This window comes from Aquipluma nitroreducens (assembly GCF_009689585.1).
GTDB classification, from domain to species: Bacteria; Bacteroidota; Bacteroidia; order Bacteroidales; family Prolixibacteraceae; genus Aquipluma; species Aquipluma nitroreducens.
Window position 1 is genome coordinate 1 of the sequence record NZ_AP018694.1, and the last position, 26930, is coordinate 26930.

27 protein-coding genes are annotated in these 26930 nt (G+C 40.2%); 12 read left to right on the top strand and 15 right to left on the bottom strand.

Annotation, left to right across the window (positions count from 1 at the left end; translation table 11 throughout):
• The first annotated feature begins 230 nt into the window (after positions 1 to 230).
• The 8 genes from dnaA (at position 231) to AQPE_RS00040 (ending at position 7886) form a co-directional block, all read left to right on the top strand.
• Positions 231 to 1661, top strand: coding sequence for a chromosomal replication initiator protein DnaA (dnaA, locus tag AQPE_RS00005; protein ID WP_318348984.1), 1431 nt, complete (start codon positions 231 to 233; stop codon positions 1659 to 1661).
• Positions 1662 to 1719: 58 nt separating this feature from the next.
• The gene (locus AQPE_RS00010; RefSeq protein ID WP_318348985.1) at positions 1720 to 2583 is read left to right on the top strand and encodes an EamA family transporter; all 864 of its coding nucleotides are present in this window, start codon (positions 1720 to 1722) and stop codon (positions 2581 to 2583) included.
• A complete protein-coding gene (locus tag AQPE_RS00015; protein ID WP_318348986.1) occupies positions 2583 to 3185 on the top strand; it encodes an IMPACT family protein in 603 nt (200 codons plus the stop codon). Before AQPE_RS00010 ends, AQPE_RS00015 begins: the two co-directional genes overlap by 1 nt.
• Before the next feature lie 316 nt (positions 3186 to 3501).
• Complete coding sequence (gene pyrB / locus AQPE_RS00020) at positions 3502 to 4413, top strand: aspartate carbamoyltransferase (protein WP_318348987.1); 912 nt, start codon at positions 3502 to 3504, stop codon at positions 4411 to 4413.
• 8 nt (positions 4414 to 4421) lie between these two features.
• Positions 4422 to 4892, top strand: a complete 471-nt coding sequence (gene pyrI / locus AQPE_RS00025; protein ID WP_318348988.1) for an aspartate carbamoyltransferase regulatory subunit — start codon at positions 4422 to 4424, stop codon at positions 4890 to 4892.
• 101 nt (positions 4893 to 4993) lie between these two features.
• Entirely contained in the window at positions 4994 to 5452 is a 459-nt protein-coding gene (locus AQPE_RS00030) for a GAF domain-containing protein (protein WP_318348989.1), read from the top strand.
• A 186-nt stretch (positions 5453 to 5638) separates the two neighbouring features.
• The gene (locus tag AQPE_RS00035) at positions 5639 to 6316 is read left to right on the top strand and encodes a DedA family protein (RefSeq protein ID WP_318348990.1); all 678 of its coding nucleotides are present in this window, start codon (positions 5639 to 5641) and stop codon (positions 6314 to 6316) included.
• A gap of 46 nt (positions 6317 to 6362) precedes the next feature.
• The gene (locus AQPE_RS00040) at positions 6363 to 7886 is read left to right on the top strand and encodes an amino acid permease (RefSeq protein ID WP_318348991.1); all 1524 of its coding nucleotides are present in this window, start codon (positions 6363 to 6365) and stop codon (positions 7884 to 7886) included.
• Between the two features lie 77 nt (positions 7887 to 7963).
• Here the strand turns inward: AQPE_RS00040 and purT are convergent, their stop codons facing one another.
• Entirely contained in the window at positions 7964 to 9136 is a 1173-nt protein-coding gene (purT, locus tag AQPE_RS00045; RefSeq protein ID WP_318348992.1) for a formate-dependent phosphoribosylglycinamide formyltransferase, read from the bottom strand.
• Between the two features lie 302 nt (positions 9137 to 9438).
• Between purT and AQPE_RS00050 the strand changes: the two genes are divergently transcribed.
• Together AQPE_RS00050 and AQPE_RS00055 are read left to right on the top strand one after the other, a co-directional pair.
• Positions 9439 to 10452, top strand: coding sequence for an HNH endonuclease (locus AQPE_RS00050; RefSeq protein ID WP_318348993.1), 1014 nt, complete (start codon positions 9439 to 9441; stop codon positions 10450 to 10452).
• A 375-nt stretch (positions 10453 to 10827) separates the two neighbouring features.
• A complete protein-coding gene (locus AQPE_RS00055; RefSeq protein ID WP_318348994.1) occupies positions 10828 to 11736 on the top strand; it encodes a cation diffusion facilitator family transporter in 909 nt (302 codons plus the stop codon).
• 208 nt (positions 11737 to 11944) lie between these two features.
• On the opposite strand, the gene AQPE_RS00060 is transcribed toward AQPE_RS00055, so the two are convergent.
• Positions 11945 to 13444, bottom strand: a complete 1500-nt coding sequence (locus AQPE_RS00060; RefSeq protein ID WP_318347493.1) for an IS1634 family transposase — start codon at positions 13442 to 13444, stop codon at positions 11945 to 11947.
• Between the two features lie 260 nt (positions 13445 to 13704).
• Here AQPE_RS00060 and AQPE_RS00065 point away from each other — a divergent pair, with 260 nt between their 5' ends.
• Positions 13705 to 14151: a KTSC domain-containing protein gene (locus AQPE_RS00065; protein ID WP_318348995.1), complete on the top strand. Its 447-nt coding sequence runs from the start codon at positions 13705 to 13707 to the stop codon at positions 14149 to 14151.
• Positions 14152 to 14279: 128 nt separating this feature from the next.
• On the opposite strand, the gene cobA is transcribed toward AQPE_RS00065, so the two are convergent.
• The 7 genes from cobA to AQPE_RS00100 form a co-directional block, all read right to left on the bottom strand.
• Complete coding sequence (gene cobA, locus AQPE_RS00070) at positions 14280 to 15017, bottom strand: uroporphyrinogen-III C-methyltransferase (protein ID WP_318348996.1); 738 nt, start codon at positions 15015 to 15017, stop codon at positions 14280 to 14282.
• 87 nt (positions 15018 to 15104) lie between these two features.
• Positions 15105 to 15941, bottom strand: a complete 837-nt coding sequence (locus tag AQPE_RS00075; RefSeq protein ID WP_318348997.1) for a Rossmann-fold NAD(P)-binding domain-containing protein — start codon at positions 15939 to 15941, stop codon at positions 15105 to 15107.
• Between the two features lie 9 nt (positions 15942 to 15950).
• Positions 15951 to 16658, bottom strand: a complete 708-nt coding sequence (locus tag AQPE_RS00080; protein WP_318348998.1) for a uroporphyrinogen-III synthase — start codon at positions 16656 to 16658, stop codon at positions 15951 to 15953.
• 13 nt (positions 16659 to 16671) lie between these two features.
• On the bottom strand, positions 16672 to 18372 hold the full coding sequence (cysI, locus tag AQPE_RS00085) for an assimilatory sulfite reductase (NADPH) hemoprotein subunit (RefSeq protein ID WP_318348999.1): 1701 nt from the start codon (positions 18370 to 18372) through the stop codon (positions 16672 to 16674).
• Positions 18373 to 18502: 130 nt separating this feature from the next.
• Entirely contained in the window at positions 18503 to 20275 is a 1773-nt protein-coding gene (locus AQPE_RS00090; protein WP_318349000.1) for an assimilatory sulfite reductase (NADPH) flavoprotein subunit, read from the bottom strand.
• Positions 20272 to 20733: a precorrin-2 dehydrogenase/sirohydrochlorin ferrochelatase family protein gene (locus tag AQPE_RS00095; RefSeq protein ID WP_318349001.1), complete on the bottom strand. Its 462-nt coding sequence runs from the start codon at positions 20731 to 20733 to the stop codon at positions 20272 to 20274. The genes AQPE_RS00090 and AQPE_RS00095 overlap by 4 nt, the downstream gene beginning before the upstream one ends.
• Before the next feature lie 8 nt (positions 20734 to 20741).
• A complete protein-coding gene (locus tag AQPE_RS00100) occupies positions 20742 to 20972 on the bottom strand; it encodes a DUF2061 domain-containing protein (protein ID WP_318349002.1) in 231 nt (76 codons plus the stop codon).
• A 349-nt stretch (positions 20973 to 21321) separates the two neighbouring features.
• Between AQPE_RS00100 and AQPE_RS00105 the strand changes: the two genes are divergently transcribed.
• Positions 21322 to 22551, top strand: coding sequence for a hypothetical protein (locus tag AQPE_RS00105; protein WP_318349003.1), 1230 nt, complete (start codon positions 21322 to 21324; stop codon positions 22549 to 22551).
• Here AQPE_RS00105 and AQPE_RS00110 read toward each other — a convergent pair.
• From AQPE_RS00110 to AQPE_RS00135, 6 genes are read right to left on the bottom strand one after another with little or no spacing between them, the layout of a single operon-like run.
• Entirely contained in the window at positions 22524 to 22931 is a 408-nt protein-coding gene (locus tag AQPE_RS00110) for a response regulator (protein WP_318349004.1), read from the bottom strand. The genes AQPE_RS00105 and AQPE_RS00110 overlap by 28 nt on opposite strands.
• 15 nt (positions 22932 to 22946) lie before the next feature.
• Complete coding sequence (locus tag AQPE_RS00115) at positions 22947 to 24152, bottom strand: ATP-binding protein (RefSeq protein WP_318349005.1); 1206 nt, start codon at positions 24150 to 24152, stop codon at positions 22947 to 22949.
• A gap of 14 nt (positions 24153 to 24166) precedes the next feature.
• A complete protein-coding gene (locus tag AQPE_RS00120; RefSeq protein WP_318349006.1) occupies positions 24167 to 24529 on the bottom strand; it encodes a response regulator in 363 nt (120 codons plus the stop codon).
• Between the two features lies 1 nt (position 24530).
• Positions 24531 to 25592, bottom strand: a complete 1062-nt coding sequence (locus AQPE_RS00125; protein ID WP_318349007.1) for a protein-glutamate methylesterase/protein-glutamine glutaminase — start codon at positions 25590 to 25592, stop codon at positions 24531 to 24533.
• A gap of 6 nt (positions 25593 to 25598) precedes the next feature.
• Positions 25599 to 26072, bottom strand: a complete 474-nt coding sequence (locus AQPE_RS00130) for a chemotaxis protein CheD (RefSeq protein WP_318349008.1) — start codon at positions 26070 to 26072, stop codon at positions 25599 to 25601.
• A gap of 5 nt (positions 26073 to 26077) precedes the next feature.
• Positions 26078 to 26917: a sensor histidine kinase gene (locus AQPE_RS00135; RefSeq protein WP_318349009.1), complete on the bottom strand. Its 840-nt coding sequence runs from the start codon at positions 26915 to 26917 to the stop codon at positions 26078 to 26080.
• Positions 26918 to 26930: the final 13 nt, after the last annotated feature.

A 26930-nucleotide genomic window follows, 5' to 3' on the forward strand; every position in this document is an offset into this window, starting at 1 on the left:
TTAAATTATCACTCTAACAAACATGCTCATAATCAGCAATTTAGCCACATTAAAAAAATATTAAAATATTTTTTATTTTTAAATGCCTGAGCCTTAAAGACCTTATCTTATTTTTATAAAAGTCAAGTATAAATCCATTTTTTTTCTACATTTTTTTTCACAAAATTTGTTTCAGGGAAAAATAATCAGGGAATATAGTTTTGTCAAATTTTTTAATATCCGGCTCCAAAATGATTAATGATCATCGTTTGGTTTGGGATCGTTGTCTTTCAGTCATTCGCGACAACGTACCAGGCATCAGTTTTAAGACATGGTTTGAACCAATCGTTCCGGTTAATCTGGATGATGAAGTACTTACAATTCAAGTTCCAAGTCCATTTTTTTATGAATATCTCGAAGAACAGTACATCGATTTACTCAGAAAAACACTGAGAAAAGAAGTTGGGGTTGGTGCCAAGCTCGAATACGTTGTGGTTATGGGTAACAATCAAAGTAACTCACAACCATACACCGTCAAATATCCGACAAACAACAACAGCAAGATTCAGAATAAACCAATGAGCATCCCACTGAAAAGTGAAGGAAAATCATCGATAAAGAATCCATTTATTATTCCCGGAATTCAAAAAATCCAGATTGATCCACAATTACGTCTGGATAACACGTTCGATAATTTTGTTGAAGGCGAATGTAATCGTTTGGCCCGAAGCGCTGGATATGCTGTTTCCCAAAATCCGGGAGGCACTGCCTTCAATCCGCTGATGATCTACGGCAATTCAGGCCTTGGAAAAACTCATTTGGCTCACGCCATTGGAATTGAAGTGAAGGAACGCCATCCTGACAAAGTCGTATTGTATGTCAATTCAAATAAATTTCAGACTCAATTCACTGAAGCCACAAGGAACAACAACCGGAACGACTTTTTGAATTTCTATCAGATGATTGATGTTCTGATTATTGATGATGTTCAGGAATTTGCCGGAAAGGAAAAAACTCAGGAAACCTTTTTCCATATTTTCAACCATTTGCATCAAAGCGGGAAACAGCTTATTCTGACATCCGATAAGCCACCGATTGAATTAAAAGGACTTGAACAACGCTTACTATCACGTTTCAAATGGGGTTTGACTGCCGATTTGCAACAACCTGGTTTCGAAACCAGAATGGATATTTTGAGGCGCAAAATCTACAAAGACGGAATCGAAATTTCTGACGAAGTATTGGAATACATTGCTTCTCACATTACAAATAACATCAGGGAACTCGAAGGAGCACTCGTTTCTCTTTTGGCTCAGTCGACACTGAACCGTAAAGAAATCACCATTGAATTAGCCAGCGAGATGATTAACAAGCTAGTTAAGAACTCGAAACGCGAATTATCGATCGACTACATTTCCAAAGTAGTTTGCGATTATTTCAATATGCCGGTCGATTCGCTTCAGGCAAAAACCCGCAAACGCGAAGTTGTTCAGGCCCGGCAACTGGCTATGTACTTCTCGAAAAACATGACCAAATCGTCGCTGGCATCCATCGGTTCACAAATCGGGCATAAAGACCACGCCACCGTGTTACATGCCTGCAAAACAGTGAACAACCTGAAAGAAACAGACAAAGCATTTAAACTTTGTGTCGACGAGATTGAAAAGAAATTAAAATTGTAACAGATATAAAGCAGGTCAATTTCGATCTGCTTTTTTCTTGTATATAAAATCACATCAGATGATTTATCTTTTGCTGAGCATCCTTTCGTCATCAGTAATTTTCATCACCTTCAAAGTTACTGAGCGGTTTAAAACCAACCTGATCAAGCTGATTACAGTCAATTATCTGGTGGCTGCCATTCTCGGTTTTAGCTTCAACCGCCACCCCATTTCAATCCTGAATGTTTTTACTTCAAATTGGCTTCCATTTGCCCTATTGATTGGGTTCTCTTTTATCCTGATGTTTTTTCTGATCGGTTATTCAACCCGCCTTTCCGGAGTGGCAGTTACTACCATTGCAGGGAAATTGTCAATGGTTATTCCAATTTTATTCTCCATTCTATATTTTTCAGAGAAAACAACCGTTCTTAAAATTTCGGGATTGGTATTGGCCACCATCGCTGTCATTCTTACCAGTTACCGACCAATTGATAAAGCAAAAAACATTAAACTGATCATTTTACCAATTGCCATTTTTCTGGGATCAGGAATAACCGATTCGATCGTAAAGTTTGCGCAAACATACCATGTGCCAAACAGCATGAGTTTGTTGTTTTCAGCAGTAGTTTTCCTTTCTGCCCTGATTCTTGGTTTGATATTCATCTTGATAAAACCAAAGTCGCTTTCAAAGAACATTTCTATTGCGGAATTGATTGGCGGGACAATTTTGGGAATCGCTAATTTTGGCTCATTGTACTTCTTTATATTGGCTTTAAACAATAGCAAACTTGATAGTTCTGTAGTTTTTGGATTGAATAACATCTGTATTGTATTATTTTCCATCTTTATTGGATTAGTATTCTTTAAAGAAAAGTTTTCAAGAGTTAACTTTGCCGGAGTTTTCATGGCTGTTATTGCCATTCTGATTTTAATGAATTTCTGATGGAAGATACATACAAAACGATTTCGAACCCTGCGGAGGGACTTTTCAAGGATAAAGGCAGCAAATTTATTGCCTATTCTTATCCTGTTACTTCCGAAGATCAGATTAAAGAAATTGTTCAGGGTATAAAGAAGGAACATTATTCGGCGCGACACCATTGCTATGCCTGGCGGTTAGGACACGAGAAATTGCTTTTCAGAGCCAATGATGACGGCGAGCCTTCGTCGACCGCCGGAAAGCCAATCTTGGGGCAAATACAGAGTTTCGATCTGACCAATATTCTGATCGTAGTTGTTCGTTATTTTGGCGGAACTTTATTGGGTGTGAGTGGTTTAATTAATGCGTATCGCAACGCAGCCCTCGATGCTATCAATCAGGCCGAAATCGTTGAGAAACTTGTAGAGAAGCAACTTCTAATTGAGTTTGATTACGGGGTAATGAACGATGTAATGAAACTATTCAAAGATGAAAAGCTTCCCCAGATTGACCCGCAGTTCGATTTGAGATGTCGGATCAAAACACACATTAGGTTGAGTGAACTAAGCCGGATTGAAGAAGGGCTGAACAAAATAGAAGGTTTGAAGGTTACCGAATTGCCATAGATTTCAATCTTGCACCCGAAATTAATGGTGTTAATAACCTTTTCATAACTAATAAACGACTATTTAGAATAGATTGCAAAAACACTCTAATTTTGGATTTTGATGGAACACCTGATCAGACAATATTCCCACTTTTCCAGTGAAACTCTTCACCGGGAAAAGTTTTTCCCAAATTCCCTGTTTTGTTTCCATCATGATAACAATTTAGCTCAACATTATTTTATCCGGTTTCGCCGGAAATACTTAAAAACCAACAGAAATATCCTTTCTGTTGGTTTTTTTTTTGCTTTACCATCTTTAAAACACATCACATAAAATGAAGAAGAAAGATTTAATTTCGATTACTGACTATTCAAAAGAAGACTACCTGCGAATTTTAGAACTCGCGGCTGATTTTGAGAAAAATCCCAACCAGAGATTGCTTGAAGGAAAAGTAGTAGCTTCTTTGTTTTTTGAACCATCGACCCGCACCCGGCTTAGCTTCGAAACAGCAATCAACCGTTTGGGCGGCCGAATTATCGGATTCTCGGATGCCGGATCATCCAGCGTTTCGAAGGGCGAAACTTTGCACGACACCACGAGAATGGTGAGCAATTATGTCGATTTAATTGTGATGCGCCACCCGCTGGAAGGCAGCTCGCGGTATGCAGCCGAAGTGGCCGATGTTCCGGTGATCAATGCTGGCGATGGCGCCAATCAACATCCCACCCAAACACTGCTCGACATGTATTCGATCCTGAAAACACAGGGAACCCTCGATAACATCAATATTTTCATGATTGGCGACCTGAAATACGGACGCACCGTTCATTCCCTGCTGATGGCTATGTCTCAATTCGAGAACCCGATTTTTAACTTCATTGCTCCTGATGAACTGGCCATGCCCGAAGAATACAAACTTTTCCTGAAAGAAAAGGGTATCCGTTATTTCGAGCACACCGAAATCAACGAGAATATCAATCACGCCGACATTATTTACATGACCCGCGTTCAGAAAGAGCGTTTTATGGATCCGATTGAATACGAAAAAGTGAAAAATGTTTATATTCTCCGGAACAATATGCTCGCTAATACCAAGCCAAATATGCGTATTCTGCATCCGCTTCCCCGCGTCAACGAAATACATCCGGATGTTGACAGCAACGAGAAAGCTTATTATTTTGAACAGGCCCGCAACGGTGTTTACACCCGTCAGGCCATTATTGCCCATATTCTCAACCTTAAATAATTACAGCCATGCCCGATAGTTTAAAAAAGAAACTCAAACTAAAAGTCAGTGCAATCAACAACGGCACTGTAATCGATCATATTCCTTCCGAAAATCTGTTTAAGGTTATTTCCATTCTGGGACTTCAAAATGTGAAATCGCAAATTACCTTTGGAGCCAATTTCGAGAGCGAAAAATTAGGCAGCAAAGCCATCATCAAGCTTTCCGACGTATTTTTTGAAGATGACGAGATCAACAAAATTTCGCTCATTGCACGGAATGCCAAGCTGAATATTATCCGTGATTACGAAGTGGTTGAAAAGCGGGTGGTTGAAGTTCCCGACAAAGTAATCGGAATAGTGAAATGCTTTAACCCGAAATGCATCACCAACAACGAGGAAATTACCACTCATTTTACGGTCATTTCAAAAAATCCGTTAGATTTGAAATGTAAATACTGCGAAAAGATTACTCACGAAGACCAGATGGTAATCAAGTAAATTGGAAAAAGTCATCAGTCATTCGAAAAAAATCTATAAAACATTTTCCCAATGACTATTGACTTTTTCCAGTATATTAAAGGTGAAAACAGAATAAGAATATGACGATTACAACTAATTTTGAAGAAGTATATCAAAAGATTGCCGCATTGGTAAAAATTAATCCGGAAGACCTTTTGCTGCGGATTTGCGAACTTTTGAAACAGGAAGTTTATCATTACGACTGGGTAGGCTTTTACATTTTAGATCAGAAAAAGGATGAGCTTGTTTTGGGCTCATTTGTAGGAAAGCCAACACAGCACACCCACATTGCTGTGGGGAAAGGGATTTGCGGGCAGGTAGCCGCCAGTGGCCAAACCATGGTAGTTCAGGATGTGACTCAGGTTGAAAACTATATTTCGTGTGGATTGGAAGTTCAGTCGGAAATTGTGGTACCCGTTTTAAAAAATGGGAAATTTGTAGCCGAACTCGACATCGACAGCCACTCTCCTGCTCCATTTACCAACAAGGACAATGAATTTCTGGCTAAAGTTTGTGATTTATTGGCCGATTGCTTTTAGTTCAGCGAAGCAATTAATCTCAGGATTAACACGTGTTTAGAAAAATTAACTGAAATAGTTCGTAGAATCCGCATCAAGTTTGGCTTAAGTTTGTTTAGATGGTGTAATTTGCAGTAATTTTATACGTTCTGTAAACTACACCATTTATTTTGGGCGAGACACAAGTCAATTAATTCAACGAATAAGATGCTGGAACAAATTTACCACATACTCTTTCATACCAACGAGGCCATTTTTGCCTTGGTTGACGAAAACGTTTGGGAAGCTTATCTGGTTTTATTCCTGATTATCTTTCTGGAAACCGGATTAATTGTTTTTCCATTTTTGCCTGGCGATGGGTTGCTTTTCTCTGCAGGTGTAATTGCAGCTTCTTCTGACATGAGTATCTGGGTGTTGGTGCCGATCTTAATTTTCGCAGCAATATTGGGAAATCATTTTAATTACCAGATTGGAGCGTTGATCGGACACCGTATTGAGCGCAGCCATCGAAAACTCATCCAAAAATATCTGGTTCCCTCAATTGTCAAAACTCGTGAATTTTACCACAAACACGGGAAAAAGTCAATTATCTTTGGCCGTTTCTTTCCGGTAATCCGAACCTATATTCCTTTTTTTGCCGGAACAGTCTCGTTTGATTTTCCGATTTTTAAACAATATACCATTATTGGGTCGGCAATTTGGGTGCCTTTCTTTACCTTAACCGGATACTTTCTTGGAGAATTGACCTGGATTAAAGATAATTTCGAGATTGTTTTCCTTGGACTCATCATCGTAACGTTAATTCCATTCTTCTACGCTGCATTCAAAACATTTATATTTAATAAAAAAGCCAAATACCCCCCAACAAATTACCAGGACAACTGATTTATTAAACAAAAAAGCTATTTTTGAGTCTTCAAAAATAGACCCAATGTCCAAATTATTTCTTACAAAACCTTTATCACTATTAATGGCCGAATCCAATTCCGATCACGGCCTGCGAAAATCGTTAAGCGCATTTAACCTTACAACTTTAGGAATTGGTGCCGTTATTGGTGCCGGAATATTTGTATTAACGGGTCAGGCTGCTGCTCAATATGCTGGTCCTGCAATTGTTATCTCGTTCCTGATTTCCGGACTTGCCTGTTTGTTTGCAGGCTTGTGCTATGCCGAGTTTGCTTCAATGATCCCGATTTCGGGTAGTGCATATACTTACGCTTATGCCACGATGGGCGAATTTGTGGCCTGGATCATTGGCTGGGATTTAATTCTGGAATACCTTTTTGCTGCATCAACAGTTGCAGTGGGTTGGTCGGGCTATGTAGTAAGCTTCCTGAAAGACTTTGGCATTAGCATTCCGGCACAATTTACGGCAGCTATGGGAACTGTTATGGTGGACGTGCCACAAGCTGGGTGGAAATCGTTGACTCCTGAACTAACCCGGAATTTAGCTGACACAGGGATTTCTATCGACAGCCTGCCACATCTTACTGGTATCCTGAACTTACCAGCAATGTTTGTTGTAGCAGCAATTTCGCTTTTACTTCTGATTGGAATCAAAGAATCGGCAAAGTTCAACAATACCATGGTCGTCATTAAAGTGTTTGTTATTCTGTTGTTCATAGGAATCGGATTCATGTTTGTAAATAAAGCCAACTGGCATCCATTCATTCCAAAGAACACAGGCGAATGGGGGCATTATGGCTGGAGTGGAATCTTCCGCGGAGCTGCGGTTATATTCTTTGCATACATTGGCTTCGATGCCGTTTCAACGGCGGCGCAGGAAGCTAAAAACCCGAAACGTGATATGCCTATCGGAATTTTAGGATCCCTGGGAATTTCGACACTGCTCTACATTTTTGTTGCCATTGTGTTAACCGGTATCGTAAGTTATACCTTTCTGAACGTGGCCGACCCTATTGCAGTTGGTGTTAATGCCATGGGCGAAGGCCTTTTCTGGTTACGACCGATTATTAAGATTGCAGCAATCGCCGGACTTAGTTCAGTCATTCTGGTCATGTTATTGGGTCAGCCACGAATCTTCTTCTCGATGGCTAAAGACGGGCTTTTACCACCCATTTTTGCAAAAGTTCATCCACGTTTTAAAACGCCACATGTCAGTACTTTAGTTACAGGATTTGTAGCCATGATTATTGCAGGAATTCTGCCAATTAATATTCTCGGCGAATTGGTCTCGATTGGTACTTTGCTGGCATTTGCTATCGTTTGTATCGGAATTATCGTTCTGAGGGTGAAACGTCCAGATATTGAACGAACATTTAAAACTCCGTTCGTTCCACTTGTTCCGATTTTGGGCGCCGGCATTTGTATTTTGCAGATGGCTTCGCTTCCTTTAGATACCTGGCTTCGGCTGATTATTTGGATGGCCATTGGGTTTGCCATTTATTTTACCTACGGAATCAGGAATAGCAAAATCCGAAATCAAAAACCGTAATAAACACATGACATAAAATACGAAAGAGGCTGTCGGAATTAAAACCTGACAGCCTCTTTCGTTTGAAGGGGTCTCTATTATTTTGAAGGCTTCACTTCTACCAGATCAGCAAGATTTCGGGCGGTTTGCTTTAATTCCAACACATCAGTACCAAGTTCAGCATTTACGACTACCACGCCCATACGACGATGAATGCGGGCGGTCTCTTTCCCAAATATCCGGACATCAGCATGCGAATTTTGACACACCAAATCAATACCCGCATATTCCGGAGAAATGGTTTCGATACCTGAAAGAATAACCGCGCTGGCTCCCGCTTTTTCCTGCCTGATTTCAGGAATAGGTAAGCCCAGAACAGCCCGGCAATGCAATTCAAATTCGCTGAGATTTTGCGTTCCGGCCAAAGTTACCATACCGGTATCGTGCGGACGAGGCGACAATTCTGAAAACACCACACCTTCTTCAACGATAAAAAACTCAACACCCCAAATACCAACGCCTCCCAAAGCTTTGGTTACCATCGCAGCCATGCGGCGGGCTTCTTCTTCAAAACCTTCAGGAAGGAATACCGGCTGCCAACTTTCCTGGTAATCGCCACGTTCCTGACGGTGACCAATTGGTGCGCAAAATAGTGTTTCGCCATTTTTCTGAGTCACAGTGAGCAGCGTAATTTCGCTTAAGAAAGGAACAAAAGCTTCAACAATCACTTCGTTTAAGTCGCCGCGCCCTTTATCTGAAGCCGTATTCCATGCCTTTTCGAAGTCGGCCTCGCTTTTGATGGTCGATTGTCCTTTACCCGACGACGACATCAGTGGTTTAACCACGCATGGCATTCCAACCTCAGCTACTGCAGCCTTCAGCTCTTCAAAAGTTTTCGAGTAACGATAATTGGCAGTTTTCAAACCAAGTTCCTGGGCAGCCAGATCGCGAATAGCCTTGCGATTCATGGTAAAATTGGCCGCTTTGGCCGAAGGAACCACCTGAATTCCTGCTTTTTCGTAATCGTAAAAACGTTCGGTACGAATGGCTTCAATTTCAGGCACAATCAGGTCGGGTCGGTGTTTGTCCACGATGCGGTCGAGCTCAGCGCCATCGAGCATATTAATCACTTCGAACTGATCGGCAACCTGCATGGCCGGAGCTCCAGCATAACTATCAACGGCAATCACTGTTTGGCCAAGGCGTTTGGCGGCAATTACAAACTCTTTTCCCAACTCGCCCGAACCCAGCAACATTATTTTCTTTAGCATACTTTTCCTTTTATAAACGAACAAGTCGCAAAGATAAAATTTTAGAAAGCCGGTACATTAGCGTTCTGTACATTTCACCGAATCAGTCAAGAGTAAAATCTATGTAAATACGTAAAAAAACGCTGTAACCCGCGAAAGGACACAACAACCATTAGCAGGACGGCTAGAAAACCTACAAGACGGCTAAATCTTTAACAGGGAAACCAGAAACTTTAGCAGGACGCCCAGAACTTTAACTCGTGTGGCAAAAAACTCTTCAGGGTGAGTGGCGGCGAGCATTTTACCAATCCATCAATAGAAAAGTGGCTCAAATAAAGCTGCTTAACAGAAGGAAAAGATGGGAAAAGTGGCTTATATTTGATGAAACATTCAAATTTTGCAAAATATTAAATGGTATGCGATGCATTTTCTGTAAAAGTGAAAGTACTAATTCAAAAAGCGTTGAGCATGTGATACCTGAATCATTGGGTAGTAAAACCATTGTTTTACCACAAGGATTGGTTTGTGATAAATGCAATAACTATTTCTCTAACAAAGTAGAAAGACCATTATTGACTCATCCATCATTTAGAAACATTAGGGCGTGGTATCAAGTTCCTAATAAGAAAGGTAAATTACCCTCGGTTAAAGGCATTATTGCTGGAGAAGATGTTGACATTTCATTGAAAATTGGTAAAAATGGAAAGTTCATAATCCAACCAGAGGAGGAAAAATTCAGAAACAAATTAGAAATCCAGATAGATAAAGCGGCTAATGGGGAGGTTTTTAGTCCATTTATTTTTAAACTTGAATTTGATCCTCCGAAAAAGGAAATGTCAAGATTTTTAGCTAAAATGGGATTAGAATTTTTAGCATTTCGATTTCTAAAGAACAAAGATTTAATAGAATTTTTAATTGATTCAGATCATTACGACCCTATTAGAAATTTTGCAAAAACTGGTAATAATTCGATAGAATGGACTTACAGTATGAGAAAGCTTTATCCTATTGAGACAAAGATGTGCCACCCAGTGACTGGTGAACTCGTTATGGCGGGTTTCGGATATGATTTATTATTAAATCACCGCAGAGAATCTTATTTTATTTTTCTTTATTATGGATTCGAGTTTGCTATCAATCTTGGAGGACCTTCGATAAAAGGATATGAAGAATGGCTGGAAAAGAACGATCAGATAAGCCCAATAATTGAAAGAAATGGGGCAAAGGTTGTAAAAGAGATAATCGATGGTAAAGATACCTTTGTTATTCGAGGAGATTTAGATTTGAATACCGGGAGAATATTTGACAATAAACAACTAAAAGAATACTTTATATAACTTCAACTACCCGCCCTGTGCGGCAGCAGTGGTTTTCGGTGGGCATTTTTTCGCCCAAACTGCTTTTCTGCTTGACAGGAAATTTCCCGCAATCCGCCCACTCCGCATGTAGCTTATTGCCAGCCCGCTAATATCCAAAATAGTGCTCCGGAAAAAGTATATAGAAATATAAAAAAGCACGAACGGACAATCTAGTAGCGGGGGGAGTGAGCACTTCGATAAACTATGACTTCTCTTTCCGCGGCTCCCGTAAGCTGGCAAATAGAGTAATTTTGGCGTAATAAAAGCAAACTATTCGTAAGTTTGATTTTCACGCTTCATTAACCCAAAAATCCTAAATTTGCCAACTTAAACAAATAACACTACAACTCACCCATGTCGCACCAAAGTTCATCTGTAAAATCGATCATATTTGCTTTGCTGGCCAACCTGGGCATTGCCATTACCAAAACGGTTGCCGCAATCATAACCGGCTCGGGAGCCATGCTGGCCGAATCGATCCACTCGTTTGCCGACTGTGGCAACCAGGGATTGCTGTTTGTGGGGCTAAAAAACGCGAAGAAAGCACCAACCATCGATCATCCACTGGGACACGGGAAAGCCATCTATTTCTGGTCGTTTATCGTGGCCCTGATTTTATTCAGCATGGGCGGTTTGTTTTCGATTTACGAAGGTGTTCATAAACTCAATTCGAGCGAAGAAATAAGCAATCCGTACATTGCCATCGCAGTGCTATCGGTAAGTATGCTGCTCGAAGGGGCTTCGCTTTGGGGCTGCATTACCCAAATAAACAAAATCAGGCATGGCCAAAGTTTGTGGAAATGGTTCAGGAATAGTCGCAAAAGCGAATTGGTTGTGGTAATGGGCGAAGATGTTGCGGCGTTGCTTGGTTTGGCTTTTGCACTTCTGTCAGTTGTTTTGTCCATGATTACCGGAAACCCAATTTACGATGCCATTGGCAGTATTGGAATCGGCGCTTTGCTGGTTGTTATTTCCATATTTCTGGCGGTTAAAATCAAAGGATTACTCATCGGACAAAGCATCGCTCCTGAAGTTCGGCAAGAGATCATTGATTTTCTGGAAGCTCAGCCTGAAGTAAAATCGGTATTGAACCTGATCACACTTCAATTGGGAGAACAAATTATGGTCGCTGTAAAAGCAAAGATGGAAAATACAGAAACGGTTGACGAACTGATTCAGAACATTAACCGGTGCGAAGTAGAGTTGAAAAAGCACAACCCGGCCATTCAATGGAGCTTCTTTGAACCTGATGTGACCGATTAAACTCGGCATAGTCTTTCCGGAAAGATAAAATAGCTAATCATAACCCGATGTCGTTTAGTCAGTGTCGTCATTGCGAACGAAGTGAAGCAATCTGTTGATTTAAAGATTGCTTCGTTCCTCGCAATGACGAACTTTTCAGTTGTTTTCTTAACAAAATGACATCGAACCATAAATTCCAGATCGACTGACATTTCCTGACTTGTGACATTTAGTGCGGTAGCAGATTCCATTTGGTAATAAGGTTTGCAAGTTGGCTATTCATGATTTCCTTTGTGGGGGATCGGAAGACAAATGTTTGTTTGGTCAATCGGTCTTGAATATGGGTTTCTGTTATGTTCCAGACAAGGAACCGGATTTCCCTCAATGATAATTTGGTGATTATTTCCAGGTATTTTTCTGCTATCAGAGCGACAAAACAAATCAGTACGTGAGCCTTGATCGCTTCTTGTTTTTGATGGTATATTGGGCGGGTTTGCAAATCAAACTTACTCATGCGGAACGATTGTTCAATGTGCCAGAGCTGGTGGTAACGGTCTATGACCATTTGGTTGGACAGTTGTTGTTCGGGCAAGTTGGTGCAATACCCCTTAATTCCAAGCAACAGCCTCCTTTTTTCTATCAATGTCGTGTTGAGTTCTATTTTTTCTTTAGTAACCTTCCTGACAAATTGAGCCTTCACTTTCAGTGACTGCTTTGCCACCAGCTCTTCGGCTTTTTGAACAAGCTTGTTTAGCTCGTTCAATTCCTTTTTATACCGTTTGAGTGAAAAATCGCACACCAAATAACCGTATCGCGATGGAAAGCGGGCTATGGCACCGTGTTTCCCGTTCAATGTTGCATGGATTTGTTTTACCAATCCAAGTTCCGCATTGGCCAGCCGTGCACCAACAATGTACGATAGTTTCTTTTCCCTGAGTTCGGCAAGCCTTTCTTCATCCAGCATTGCGGCATCGGCTACAATAATTGGCCGTGTCTGCGGGTGGGCTGAGGTAAACGTTTCCACAACCGGGAGCATTGTCTTTCCTTCGAATGTGTTGCCTGCAAAAACCTGATACGACAGTGGAAACCCTGTTTGTGTTACCAGCAGCCCGATGACAATTTGGGGTTGCTGTGACTTGTTGTCCTTTGAGAACCCTTGTATTTTAAACTCATCGGCCTTAAACGACTCGAAATACAATGTGGTAACATCGTACAGCACAAAATAGAAAGGTTCATTGAACTTCTGTTGTGCCACCCTGTAAGCACATTGCTCAATATCTGCCTTGTATGCTGACAACTTTGGAATATTGCGGTAAATCCGTTGAGAATATTTAATGCCGAAGTAATATCCCAGCAGTTCAACAGAGCGGAGTTTTGAAGCAGGCTCGATAAGGCGCATAATGGCCAGATCAAGCAACAGGCGGGGAAGATGGGATAAACCGCATTCATCGAAACAGCCCATGAAGAACCGAAAAGCAAAGTGGTGCGTCACCCCAATGCATTCGCCCCTGTCTACAACTAAAAGTTTTTGTTTTTGGGCAGGGAACAACGATAACTGGGCGGTTTGTTCATCGATCCATTCCAATGCCCTTTGCCTCAAAACAGCCTCTTCTATCTGGTCTTTGGCGCTACCAATATGTTTGCCTACAATCGATCTGTGACCAACATACCTGACAACCTGAACCGCAACAGATCCCGACTTAGTTTTGACTTTTCGTACTGAATACATACCGCAAAATTAGGCGTTAGTGCGGTGAAATCAATAAATATTAATTGCTAAATTGTTAATAATGTGGAATTTAAAAATTGATCTCTGTGGAAAAATCAAAAGTGTCACAAGTCAGGAACCATAAATTCCAGATCGACTGACATTTAACAATTACATAGCATTCAAGACTTTTAAAAGGGTAATTTTGCGCCTTGTTAAAAAAGCCGGGTAACGATACCCAAGGTTTTGTTAAAGATCAGAAAATTAAGAAAGAAGCATCTATGAAGCGTATTAATGAATACAAGAAATTGTTCAATGTTGAAGCTGACACCGACCTCAAAACATTAAAATCGACATACCGGAATTTGGTAAAAGAATGGCATCCCGACAAGTTTCAGGAAGAAGAAATGGCAAAAGAGGCCGAATTGAAAAGCCGTCAAATCATTGATGCGTATCATTTTCTGGTGAGTATTGCGCCTGAAACGATAGCTGCTAATTTAGAAGAATACAACACCATTACATCCGAATCGAATATCGCTGATTTCAAACACAAAGGACTTTTACTTGAAGTTACTTTTCTGGATGGCACCACCTACGAATATTTCGGTGTTCCGAAAAGTGTGTACATTAAATTGGTGAATTCGGATAAACAATTGCGGTTTGCAAAGAGGAATATTTTTAATTCTTACCTGTACCGGAAATCAAAAAGAAGTCTGGAAGTAGCCTAGTGTTGTGTTCACTGTCATGCTGAATTTATTTCAGCATCTATTGATAGATAACAGATTCCGAAACAAGTTCGGAATGACTTTCCTTCATTAGACGCACATCACAACACTCGTTTTTTGATCCTCAGCGTTTACTTACTCAATCGCTCCACATTTTTGCCAATAATAACCAAGGCAGGCATAGGTGGCTTTTCGGTCTCCAGTATCTGGGCAATGTTTCCGAGCGTACCTTCGAAAGCTACCGAGTCGGGCTGCGAAACTTTGCTTAAAATCTGAACTTTTATTTCCGGAGAAATGGCCTGATCCATTAATCGTTGGGCCAACCGGACCAGTTTATTGAGGCCCATAAAGAAAATAATGGGAGAACCCGATTTTAGCACCGAAACGAATGTTTCCAGATCGCAGAAATCACCTTCGCAATAGTGACCGGTACCAAACAAAACCATGCTGTTCTTGCCTCGTTCGGTGAGTGGAATGCCATACAAAGAAGCAGCTCCAAGTGCGGAAGTCACACCGGGGATAACTTCGTAATTCAAACTGTTTTCAATGCAAAACCTGATTTCTTCGGCGCCACGGCCAAAAATCATCGGATCGCCCGATTTTAGCCTAACCACTTTTTGTCCTTTACCCGCCAATTCAATAATCAACTGGTTGATCCATTCCTGACGATCGGTTTGATCTTGCCCATCCTGATACAGTTTCCCAACGTAAATCCGCTGAGCATCAGGTTTAGCCAGATTCATTATCTCGTCACTAACCAGCGCGTCGTGTAATATACAGTCAGCGTCCTGAATGCGTTTCAATGCTTTAATGGTCAGTAATTCCGGATCACCGGGACCAGCGCCAACTATAGAAATGAGTGAACCCATTCAGAATTATGAATTATGAGTTATGAACGAAAAAGCAATTAGGATTATTGAAAAATTTCGTTTCGTCAACTCTTTTCCATTGACTTTTTACTTTTTACTTGTCACCAGGCTATCGAGGTAATCCATCGGACTTGGGTATTTAAACTTATATTTAAGTAATCGTGCTAATTTACTGCTGTCAACTATTTTATAAGCTTCAGCTTCATCAGAAATCAGTGGTGCAGGAAAGCCTGAAATTTGAGCTGCCTTTCCGTAGAAATCCTTTTTGAGCGGATGTTCCGGACAGCAGGCGTTCAATGTTTCTCCCCATAGATCTTTTTCCAGAATTGCATCAATTATGCCGATGCAATCATCCTGATGAATCAAGTTCACCGGAATATTTGCAACTGGACGAGCAGATTTCAGGAGAAAACGTGCCGGATTTCGATCGGCACCAATTAATCCGCCAAACCGCAGAATTGTCGTTTCAAAATCGGTCAGATTATTCAACAGATTCTCAGCAGCCAAACAGGCCTTTCCGCTTGCTTTGTCCGGATAAAGCACATCACTTTCATGTGCCGTCTTTAAATTTTCAGGATAAACCGACGTTGATGAAATGAAAATCACCTTTCGGATACCTGACTTCAGGATGATTGGAATCAGTTGCGCAATCTGAGTTGGAAATATACGCTCAATCTCATCAATACGACGAGGAGGAATGGCAATAACCAGCACATCAGTTTCAAAAAATGCAGGGTCATCAACTTCTACATTGTTTTCATTCAACACAATCCGGAATGGCACAATGCCTGAAGTACGAAGCAGTCCAAACTTTTCAGGAGAAGTAACCGAGCCTTTTACCGAAAATCGTCGATTCCGTAAATGTTTTCCCAGAGCTACTCCCAACCAACCGCATCCCAAAATTGAAACTGTTCCCGACTTCATCCAGATTTGTTAAATGTTTTCTTTCTTCCAGCGCGCTATCGAATCTTGAACAAACGACAACTCTTCCTGTTCAGGCGAAAGATAAACTTTATTATCGAATACTCGCCAGGCAGCTCTTGCTGTCGAATTTTCGTTAGCCAAAATGAGCGAGGTTTGATTTGTGAAATTACCCGATGCTTTGAAATTCTCGATGCTCGAAGGACTAAAAAACAGATAAGCGTCGAATATTCCACTTACAAATTTCTCAATCGGCGTGTTCTTATACACCTCAATTTCAGAGTATTGAAGAGGAAATACGGAGAACACTGAGGTTATTTCGCTATGCAGCTTGTCGCCACGCAAAAACAAAACAGAGTCGCCCTGATTTTGACTAATCACATTCTCAGCTAAATCGGATATATTGGAATACGAAGAAATCGAAATTGGCAGATTGAGGTCTTTTAGAATCCCGGCTTCCTTTTCAGACCAGCAGTACAAACGATCCGACTCGCCCAAGCCAATCTGTGAATGGAATCTGATCAACCAATGAGCCGCATAAACACTGGTAATAACCCATTGCTTGCGGGTATTTGTCATTGTGCTAAAAAATGACAGATTTGGTTTTTTGTACTCGATACGAAAAAAAGGTTGTTCAATGTATTGAACGTGTTGCTTTTGCAACCACTGGCGAGTAACTGCTGAGAGTTTTTCGCCGATAAAAAATACGGGTGTCTTCATGATAAAATATTTTTTAATGTCTGAAATCACTTCCTTTCACTATTTCATTTACATATTGCTTACGGATAACAAAATCGCCAAACTTTTCCCCTGTGTTTCGGTTCGTTGCGTAATCGGCAATGATGGGATCTAATTCAGCCAGAATATCATCTTCGGTAAGCGTTTCCTTGTAGAGCGTATTGAGGCGGGTCCCATTAAAATTTCCGCCCAAATAAAGATTATAGTGTCCTTCCGATTTTCCGACAAACCCAATTTCAGCCAAATATGGCCGACCACAACCGTTCGGGCAACCGGTCATACGAATCACGATTTCTTCCTGAAACAAGTCGTGCTGATTCAAAATCGATTCAATTTTGCTGACCAGTGATGGCAAGTACCTTTCTGCTTCGGCAAACGCCAAACTACAGGTATTGAGCGCTACACAAGCGATTGAATTCTGACGTAATCCTGAAATTTCGCCAGGCAAAACCCCATTATTTTTCAGGATTTCGCCCACTGTATTCTTTTCATCAGCCGTTACATTAGCAATGATCAAATTTTGATTTCCTGTCAGAATAAATTGGCCATTGATGTGTTGAGCCACTTCACGGAGCGCCGATTTCAGATTAAAACCGTTCCGGTCGGCAACCCGGCCACCTTCAACAAAAAGCGAAAGGCTCCATTTCGAATCGGTACCTTTCTTCCAGCCCAAACGATCACCATTTCGTGTAAAAGCGTACGGTTTAGCTTCCTGAAGTTCGTATCCAAGATAATTGTACAATTCAGCTTTAAACGCTTCGATTCCTAATCGGTCAATCGTATATTTCAGCCTTGAAATTTTACGGTTCTGACGGTTTCCGTTGTCGCGCTGCACCAAAACCACTTTTTCAGCCACATCAATCACCTGCTCAGGAGTGCAAAAACCAATCACTTCGGCCAATCGCGGATAAGTTTCAGGCATTCCGAAAGTAGTGCCCATTCCGCCGCCAACTGCCACATTATAGCCAATAATCCGGTTATTCCCGACAATGGCTATAAAACCCAGATCCTGCGAAAAAACATCAGAATCGTTGTATGGCGGAATTGCAATCGCGATCTTAAATTTCCTTGGCAGATAGCGGTCTCCGTAAATCGGTTCGACATCTTTCTTGCTGTCGGCTATCAGTTTCTGATCGAGCCAGATTTCATGATATGCAGTAGTCGATGGCAATAAATGCTCACTGATGCGACGCGCAGTTTCATAAACTTCGGCATGCAACTCCGACTCTGACGGATTGGGATGACTCATCACATTTCGGTTCACATCGCCACAAGCTGCAATTGTGTCCAGCAATGCGGTATTGATTCCCTGGATGGTTTTCTTCAGATTCGATTTAATCACACCATGTAACTGAAAAGCCTGACGCGTAGTCAGTTTCAGCGTATGATTGGCATATTGCTCCGAGATTTCATCCATTTGCAGCCATTGCTTTGGAGTTACAACTCCACCGGGAAGCCTCACCCGAATCAGGAAAGAATAGGCCGGTTCCAGTTTCTGGCGTTTGCGTTCTTTTTCCAAATCACGGTCGAACTGTTGGTACAAACCGTGAAACTTTGAGAGCTGGGTATCGGCATAAGCAATTGATCCGGTTATCGGATCGGCTAGGCTCTCAACCAAAGTACCCCTGAGGTAATTACTTTCGTATTTGATTCGCTCTAACTCTGAAAGTTCATCCCAATTAATAGTATCGTTCATCTTCAGTCAGTTTTTATACGTACGAACAAGTAAGTATTTATACCACTAAGATACATTTCAAAACTCACTTTGTTCATTTTTTATTGTTATTAATTACTATTGTTTAAATCTTTTAACATTGAATTCCGGTTTAATACACATCCGTTTGAAAACGTTTCTCCTTTTTCAGGGTTTTCAGGTATTCCAGCGCTTTTTCTTCTGTCAATCCGCCTTGTGTTTCAAATATCCTGAGTAAAGTGTTTTGTACATCGTGAGCCATTTGTTTCATATCGCCACAGAGGTAAATGTTTGCACCATTTTTCAGCCATTCAAAAACTTCCTTTTGCTTTTCGATCAAACGGGTTTGCACGTATATTTTTTCCTCCTGATCACGCGAAAAAGCAACGTCAATTTTCTCGAGATAGCCTTCTTTTAGGAGCTTCTGCCATTCGACCTGGTATAAAAAGTCGGAATGAAAACGTCGTTCGCCAAAGAACAACCAGGTTTTTCCTTTCTGATTGTTGGCCTCGCGTTGTTGCAAAAATGCTCGGTATGGTGCAACTCCGGTACCTGCTCCAATCAAGATCACGGGTGTTTCTTCATTTTCCGGAAGCTTGAATGCCGGATTCTTTTCGATGAACACCGTAACCTGCGAATCAATTTCAATGCGGTCGGCTAAATAAGTTGAACAGGCTCCACCGCGTAAACGGCCTTTATTTGAATAGCGAACTGTTGATACCGTAATATGGACTTCATCGCCAACAGCTGCCTGACTTGAAGAAATAGAATACAAACGCGCAGGAAATGCCCGTAAAACATCAGCTAAATCCTGTGCTGAGAATGAGAATGGGAAGTCTTCCAAAAGGTCAAGAACATCGTTTCCATATAAATATCGATCAAGAAGTTCCTCATTTTCAATTACTTTATGCAACTCATTGTTTCCGGTCTTTGCCTGATATTTCTGAATCACATCCCGATTAATAACAGTAATTTCCAAGTGGTTTGACAAGGCCTCCAATAGCGAAAAGACACCGTCTTTAATGGTTACTGACTCAGTTCCATCGAAACCTAAATGATTGAGAATGTCATCGACCAACTGAGGTGGATTGTTGGCCAGAATACCCACAGAATCACCAGGTTCGTAAGTAATTCCAGATCCCTCAAGCGAAAGCTCTACATGATAAACTTCCTTATCCGAATCGCGACCAGTAATTTTCACTTTGTCAACAACAGTGGCAAGGAAAGGATTCTTTCGCGTGTAATTTTCAATGTTTTCAGTACTATTTTGAATATTTGATGGAGTATTATCAGTCGGAATTTCGGCAAAAACATCAGTAAAATCAGCAATCCAGCGATCTACTTCTTCATCAAAATCAACATCTAAAGTCAGAATTGGCAAAATAGAATTTGCCCCTGATTTTTCTAAAGCCTGATCGATATCGATTCCTGTTTTGCAAAAAAACTTGTAACTCCTATCGCCCAATGCCACCACCGAATAGTTTAGATTGGGCAGTTTTGGCGAACGTTTTCCGGTAATAAAACCATGAAAATCTTCAGCCATTGCAGGTGGCTCGCCTTCGCCATGAGTACTTACAATGAAAACCACATTGGTTTCCGAGATCAATTGTCGGGTCTTGTAATCGTCCAGAGCAACCGAAACGACTTCGACGCCACGATTGGCAAGCTTTCCGGCCAGTTTTCCGGCAATGATTTTACTTCGTCCGGTATGTGTACCATAAAGTATTTTCAGCTGTTTATCGCTTTTGGGCTGACTTTTAACAACCTGCTGAGTAGTTCCGGAAGAAGCCAAAAATCCCTGGAAATAACCATTTATCCAGAGCAATTGCTCTCGGTTTAAACCGGCAGTCAAGCTGGTCAAGGCGTTTAACTGCTGTTCATTTAATGGACTCAATTGAATGCTCATATTTGTGTGTTTTTAAGATTTTCTAAATATTCCTGAATCAGATTCCTGACTCGAATTGCTTCGTAAACATTTTCAGCATTTGAGTTTACAGCAACCGACAGATTTCCATCGCGATAAATTGCCGGGGAAACAAACTGACAAAGAGTTGGATTATCATGAACATTAACCAAAACACCGGCCTCTTTCCCATCCTCCGCAATCTGCTTGTCAAGCGTTTCGTTATTTGTGCAGGAATAAAGCATCAGATAGCCGTTCAAATCGCTTTTTTCATACTTTTTCAGGTGACAAATTACACCTGAAGCATAAACTTCGTCGACGATATTCCCGGCCACCACTTCGATATTTGCACCAGAGCGCTGCAAAATCCTGATTTTCTTCAAAGCGCTCTGCCCGCCGCCAATGATCAATATTTTACTGTTCGAAATATCGATTGCTATAGGTAAATAGTTCTTTTCCATACACTTGATTATATTTGATAGTCTGAATCTATTTTCTTAATCCGGCCAAAATTGATCCGATTCCAGGTTCGTTCATGAAAGTAATACAGAGCCATTTTGGTAAACACTTCAATTCCGCCAATCGATAAAGCTAACGTAGGTTTTCCCGTAATTATCAACGAAATAATAATGGTATCAATGGTTCCAATGGTTCGCCATGAAATCGACTTTACAATACTCCGGTATGATTTTTCACTCATGTTCGTGCTATTTGATGTCAAAAAAAAAGCCCCTCTGATTTCCAGAAGGGCTTATAAATATCTTGGTAACGATTCACTTATATCCTGACCACCTTCTGAAAAGTCGAATTAAAACACATACACATGCACATACACATAGTATGAGCCATGATCAGTGAAGAATTCATTTTTGCTATTTCAGAAGAATATTGTTTCATTAGAAAAAGACTTTATTGTCTGTAATTACTTTATAGTGCAAATGTAGATTCTAATTCTACAAATCAAAACAATTTGATGTTTATTTTTCATTAAAAAATGAAAATGCTACAAATTGGGTTCTATATTTGCCTTCTGGTTTAAGCAAAATTTTATGGCCGAGGCAAATGTTTACTATTTCAATCCAACGTGCGAACTGGCTGTTGCCAATGGATCATTCAGTTATCAGCCTCCGCTTTTGCTTCAGGAAATGGAACGCGACTTATCAATACTTCCTTTCGCCTTTTGTACTGAAAATGATTTTGTACTGGCCGAAAACCAACCTACTCCCGATTTTCAACAAAAAATGCGTATGGCAGGATTTGCGTTGCCACAGTTTTGCAGTATAGCCGAACTGGAAGCTCTTCCCAATGGTTCAATTGATGCCATTTATCCCTGGGGTTGGAGTCCAGCAGCTCATTTCAAACTTAAAAATCTGAAAGAAAAATGCTCTGTCAAATTCAGAGAAAGTCCGGTTTTTAACTGGGAAGAGGAACATAAATTACTCTTTGAGCGCTCTACATCACTTGATTTTCTAAAAGGAATACTAGCAAACAATGCTCCTGACTGGTTTATCAAAAAAGAAATGACAGGTTCCAAAGTGACCACCTGTGAAGAAATTGACTTAATTTTAAGGGATCATTCACCATTGGTTCTGAAGGCTCCAATGAGTTCTTCCGGAAGAGGAATTCAGATTATCCGGAATACCAAATTGAATACATCAAACAAACAATGGATTTTAGGAGTATTAAAACAACAAAGTTACCTGATTGCAGAACCTCACCTCGAAAAGTTGATTGATTTATCGTTTCAGTTTCGGGTATTGTCCGACTCCAAAATTGAATATCTGGGCTTTTCAATCTTCGAAACCAATTCGAATGGACAGTATCGGGGAACCTTAATCCATCCGGATTTGAAGAAGATTGCACCTGATGAAAATGCATCTGAATTAATGGAAATGATTAGCGCAACGGCCAAAATAACAAGCAGAGCGTTGGAAAGCTCGAACTACGCCCACTGTCACCGTGGATTTTTGGGAGTTGACGCGATGATCTTCAAACATCAGAAAGACTTATTGATGCAGCCGTGTATCGAAATAAACAGCCGCATGAATATGGGAGTTTTAACGATGTTTATAGAGAAACGAATCCATCCGGATGCAACGGGAAAATTTGAGCTCTTTTATGGGAAAACTGGAGATTTTGAAACTTGTACGTTAAACCAAATGCAACTTAAACCACCCCATTGGGGGGAAGGAAAGCTTTTTTCGGGATTTGTAACCTTGATTGAACCAAGCAAACAAAATAAGTTTGGAGCCTATATTTCTTTGGGTGAAGCTAAATAGCGATTAAGGGTATCGAGAAGATATTTAAGACGAATTGGCTTGGTAATGAACTCATCGCAACCAGCTTCCTGGCACATTCGTTCTTCTCCGGATAGGATAAAAGCCGTCTGTACAACAATTACAATTTCAGGATTAATGCCTTTAATAATACGTGTAGCTTCAATGCCGTCTAATTTGGGCATATTAATATCCATTAAAATCAGGTCAACCTGATTCTTGTTTTTAACAATTTCAACTGCATCCAACCCATTCCTGGCCCAAATCAAAACTGCTTTAGTTTTTCTCAATGCAGCTTCAAAATAGATATTACTGGTTTCGTTGTCTTCAACGATCAATACTGTTTTTCCTAACCACGAATAAGTTGTATCAGAAAATTCCATATCCAAAATATTAAATTATATATTCTTGCGCTCCAGTTGCTTATGAATCCTATCGCAAAGCCGAACTAACTCACTAACATTAAAAGGTTTACTCACATAATCATCCATACCAGCAGCCACGAATAAATCTTTATCATTTTTATTTGTATTGGCAGTCATCGCAACTATCGGAACACGATTAGTTATGTTATTTATTCTCTCCCACTCTCGGATTTTAGCTGTTGCCTCTACCCCATCCATATTTGGCATAAATACATCCATAAATATCACATCGGGTAATTCCTTTATAAACTGCTCAACTGCCTGAATACCATCGGAAACAACAATAACTGAATGTCCAAGTTTTTCCAGATTTAATTTAGCAACTTTTTGGTTAATTACGTTGTCTTCAGCCAATAATATTTTCAAATTTAGATCGTGGTGAGCTGATTCTTCCAGTTCATGATTCTCGGCTTCCGTAAGTTCATGCCCGGCTATTTCAAATTTACCTTCGAAATGGAAAATAGCTCCTTTCCCTTCTTCGCTGATAATACCTATTTCGCCACCCATTAACTGCACCAAATTTTTTGAAATAGCAAGTCCAAGCCCGGTCCCTCCAAATTTTCTTGTGGTTGATACATCGGCCTGAGCAAACGATTTAAATAGTTTCAATTGATTTTCAGGCGAAATTCCAATTCCCGTATCTTTAACATCAAATTGCAAACGAATAGCATTTTCATTTTTTTCCTTAAGCTTCACATATACATGTACAAATCCTTCAGCTGTAAATTTGATCGAATTGTTGCAAAGATTAATCAATACCTGTTTCAGCCTCAAAGGGTCGCCAATAAGAAGTTGAGGGACATCAGGAGCAATTTCAAACCTGAGGTCAAGATTCTTCTGTATCGCTTTGTAGCGGAGAATTTTTACAACCTCATTAATTTCATCCCACAAGTTAAACCTGATGTGCTCAAAAGTTATCTGACCTGCTTCAATCTTCGAAAAGTCGAGCACATCATTAATTATCATCAGCAGGTTTTCGCCTGAGATACCAATAATATCAATATATTCGTGCTGTTCTGGCGTCAGTGAAGTTCGTTTGAGTATGTCAATCATTCCAATAATTCCATTCATAGGAGTTCTGATTTCATGCGAAATATTGGCCAAAAAGCTGGCTTTAGCCTGCGCTGATGCTTCAGCCATTTCTTTTGAATGAATAAGTTCGTCCTGATATTTACGCAAGGTCAGATGAAGGTTTACCCGGGCCAAAAGTTCTTCCTTACTGAAAGGTTTAGGAATGTAATCAACTGCTCCAAGATTAAACCCATGTGTGATGTTGTCTTTTTCTTTTTTGCTGTCAGGAAAATAATTGGAATATCCTGAGTCTGTGAATTTGCCTTTAAGTGAGAACAGACCTCAAACCCATCAATATCAGGCAAAACGACATCAAGTAATATCAAGTCAAATTTATGAGCCTTTGCCTTGGCAATAGCTGATCTGCCATTAACCGCAGTTGCAATCAGGTAGCCCTTGTCTGACAATATTTCTTTCATCAGATCAAGATTTAACTGAACATCATCTACAATAAGAATTTTTGATCCTTGATCCTTATCCATCATTTTACTGAAATATTGTATTTAGCCAAACTATTAATTCATCCGGATTTCCGATCATTTTTGCGGCATTTAACTTGATCGCTTCATTGGGCATACCAAATATAACTGATGATTGTTCATCCTGAGCAAATGTTCTTGCGTCAATTTTGTACAGTTCAAGCAATCCTTTAGCACCATCAGATCCCATACCGGTAAGCAAAATTGCGGTTATATCTTTACCCTGAAATTTACTGGCTGATTTGAACAAAACATCCACCGAAGGGCGATGCCTGTTAACCAACTCACTCATTTCCAATTTACATTTATATTTACCATTTTCCCTAACAACAGAAAGATGGTGAAATCCATTTGCAATATACGCATATCCGCGCTTAATTACATCATCTTGCTCTGCTTCTTTTACTTGCAGATTGCACTCCATATTCAGCCTGTTGGCAAATGCTTTTGTAAATTCTCCGGGCATATGCTGAACAATTAGTATTCCGGGCAAATCGTTCCGAAGACCTTTCAGTATTTTAGAAATGACCTCGGTACCACCTGTTGAAGCACCAATCAGGATTAATTTATCAGAAATCTGATCGTTATTTTGATTATCAGCTGAAGACGAATCCCCATTATTTATTGGAATATCTTCTTTTTTTTGCGATTTTTTAGGGATATGAATAGTTTGGGCAGAAGCTTTTATGGCATCAACAATGCGGATACTGTATTCTTCGAACTCTTTCGGGCTGGATAATCTGGGTTTTGTAATGATTTCACTCGCCCCCAGCTTTAAAGCCTGGATGCCATTGTACGAACCTTCGCCGACAACAGAAGAAATGACAACAACCGGGATCGGATGTTGCTTCATCAGTTTTCTCAAAAATGTAATCCCGTCCATCCGTGGCATTTCAATGTCAAGGGTAATTACATCCGGAAGAATCTCCGCAATTTTGGCTACCGCTTCGTAAGGATTGGAAGCTGTCCCAATAACTTCAATTTCAGGATCATTTGTTAATATCCCCTGAAGCACATTTTGCACTGAAACAGAATCATCAACAATCAATACTTTTATTTTCCTGTTCATTGGGGTTCATTTTGAATTACTCTTTACCAGATATTTTTGCAAAACTTCACCTGTTCCAGCATTAAAATAAATTTTTCGGCCCAGTTTTCCGCCAGTACTTGAACTAACCACTGAAATGCCTAATTCAGCAACCATTTTGTAGGCTAATTCAATATTTCTTTGTCCGACATTAAATACTGAAAGTTGTTCACTTAATACTTCGGCACCTCCAAATATTTTACATACAATATCTTCTTTTTTTGCACCAAAGTCAAGCATTTTCTGAAATAATTGTATAATTGATACATTGCCATATTTGGGCGATTCCAACCCTTCGCCATTCCAATAGGGCGTCATATAATGGTTGATTCCTCCGATACGTTTTTTTGTATCGAAAAAACAAACAGACACGCACGATCCAAGAATTGTAACGATCCATTGTGAATCACGACTGACATAAATCGTTGACGGATGCAGAAAATATGGATTTTGCCTGTCCATAATTATTAGTAGCTGGCTTCAGAATCGAGTAAAAAATCTTCCAGATCATCCCAATCGCTGGCTTCGGCGCTTTCAGGAATAATAACCATTACATTGACTCCTTTATCAAAGTTATCGTTCAGCCTGACTTTTCCACCTAACATTTCGGCATAAGCCTGAACAATTGACAGTCCCAAACCGTGACCCGTATTGATTGAGTTTATTTTCTCGTCGAGTTGTTTAAAACGATCAAAAATTATCTTTCGATCGTCTGGATTAATTCCCTTTCCCTGATCGTAGACTTCAAAATGAAGTTCTTTTTTACCCATAAAATATTTCAATTCAACAACAGAATCTTCCGGACTGTATTTAATCGAATTACTGATCAGATTTTTAAGGATTAAATCCAGTTTTTCCCGATCAGAAGTAAACAAAATCTGATCATTTTCAGTTGATTCATTCGAAAAGTGGATTGAAAGTTGAATTCGTTTTTTGTCGAGCAGTTGCCGGAAGTACTCACTGATCTGATGGTTTAAATCATTCAGGTTAATGACAGAGCATTTGACTTGTTCTTTGCCTGCCTCAATAAGCGCGGCGGCAAATATATTTTTGAGCTGAAAATCAAGATGAAACGCTTCTTCAAAAATCAGTTCAGCCATATGGTGAGCCATCGGGATTTCGCCTTCTTTCAACCGTTTAATATTTTCGGCCAATGCAATAACACTGGTGAATGGATTTACAATTTCGTTGGTTATATTGCTGATAAAATGACCTTTTAGTCGTTCTGAATCGTGCAATTTTTCGTTGACTTCAGAAAGACTTCTGACCAATTCTTCATTTTCCTTTTCGAGTTTCAAAAGCTGCATTCTGCAATTTTCT

Bases quoted from the DNA above. Each gene is read 5' to 3' on its own strand.
- AQPE_RS00075 (WP_318348997.1), bottom strand. From the start codon at position 15,941: ATGAAGTCGGGAACAGTTTCAATTTTGGGATGCGGTTGGTTGGGAGTA.
- cysI (WP_318348999.1), bottom strand. From the start codon at position 18,372: ATGAACGATACTATTAATTGGGATGAACTTTCAGAGTTAGAGCGAATC.
- AQPE_RS00080 (WP_318348998.1), bottom strand. From the start codon at position 16,658: ATGAAGACACCCGTATTTTTTATCGGCGAAAAACTCTCAGCAGTTACT.
- AQPE_RS00035 (WP_318348990.1), top strand. From the start codon at position 5,639: ATGCTGGAACAAATTTACCACATACTCTTTCATACCAACGAGGCCATT.
- AQPE_RS00135 (WP_318349009.1), bottom strand. From the start codon at position 26,917: ATGCAGCTTTTGAAACTCGAAAAGGAAAATGAAGAATTGGTCAGAAGT.
- AQPE_RS00095 (WP_318349001.1), bottom strand. From the start codon at position 20,733: ATGGAAAAGAACTATTTACCTATAGCAATCGATATTTCGAACAGTAAA.
- AQPE_RS00030 (WP_318348989.1), top strand. From the start codon at position 4,994: ATGACGATTACAACTAATTTTGAAGAAGTATATCAAAAGATTGCCGCA.
- AQPE_RS00100 (WP_318349002.1), bottom strand. From the start codon at position 20,972: ATGAGTGAAAAATCATACCGGAGTATTGTAAAGTCGATTTCATGGCGA.
- pyrB (WP_318348987.1), top strand. From the start codon at position 3,502: ATGAAGAAGAAAGATTTAATTTCGATTACTGACTATTCAAAAGAAGAC.
- AQPE_RS00040 (WP_318348991.1), top strand. From the start codon at position 6,363: ATGTCCAAATTATTTCTTACAAAACCTTTATCACTATTAATGGCCGAA.
- cobA (WP_318348996.1), bottom strand. From the start codon at position 15,017: ATGGGTTCACTCATTTCTATAGTTGGCGCTGGTCCCGGTGATCCGGAA.
- dnaA (WP_318348984.1), top strand. From the start codon at position 231: ATGATTAATGATCATCGTTTGGTTTGGGATCGTTGTCTTTCAGTCATT.
- AQPE_RS00015 (WP_318348986.1), top strand. From the start codon at position 2,583: ATGGAAGATACATACAAAACGATTTCGAACCCTGCGGAGGGACTTTTC.
- purT (WP_318348992.1), bottom strand. From the start codon at position 9,136: ATGCTAAAGAAAATAATGTTGCTGGGTTCGGGCGAGTTGGGAAAAGAG.
- AQPE_RS00065 (WP_318348995.1), top strand. From the start codon at position 13,705: ATGAAGCGTATTAATGAATACAAGAAATTGTTCAATGTTGAAGCTGAC.
- AQPE_RS00060 (WP_318347493.1), bottom strand. From the start codon at position 13,444: ATGTATTCAGTACGAAAAGTCAAAACTAAGTCGGGATCTGTTGCGGTT.
- pyrI (WP_318348988.1), top strand. From the start codon at position 4,422: ATGCCCGATAGTTTAAAAAAGAAACTCAAACTAAAAGTCAGTGCAATC.
- AQPE_RS00120 (WP_318349006.1), bottom strand. From the start codon at position 24,529: ATGATGGATAAGGATCAAGGATCAAAAATTCTTATTGTAGATGATGTT.
- AQPE_RS00090 (WP_318349000.1), bottom strand. From the start codon at position 20,275: ATGAGCATTCAATTGAGTCCATTAAATGAACAGCAGTTAAACGCCTTG.
- AQPE_RS00125 (WP_318349007.1), bottom strand. From the start codon at position 25,592: ATGAACAGGAAAATAAAAGTATTGATTGTTGATGATTCTGTTTCAGTG.
- AQPE_RS00110 (WP_318349004.1), bottom strand. From the start codon at position 22,931: ATGGAATTTTCTGATACAACTTATTCGTGGTTAGGAAAAACAGTATTG.
- AQPE_RS00055 (WP_318348994.1), top strand. From the start codon at position 10,828: ATGTCGCACCAAAGTTCATCTGTAAAATCGATCATATTTGCTTTGCTG.
- AQPE_RS00105 (WP_318349003.1), top strand. From the start codon at position 21,322: ATGGCCGAGGCAAATGTTTACTATTTCAATCCAACGTGCGAACTGGCT.
- AQPE_RS00010 (WP_318348985.1), top strand. From the start codon at position 1,720: ATGATTTATCTTTTGCTGAGCATCCTTTCGTCATCAGTAATTTTCATC.
- AQPE_RS00130 (WP_318349008.1), bottom strand. From the start codon at position 26,072: ATGGACAGGCAAAATCCATATTTTCTGCATCCGTCAACGATTTATGTC.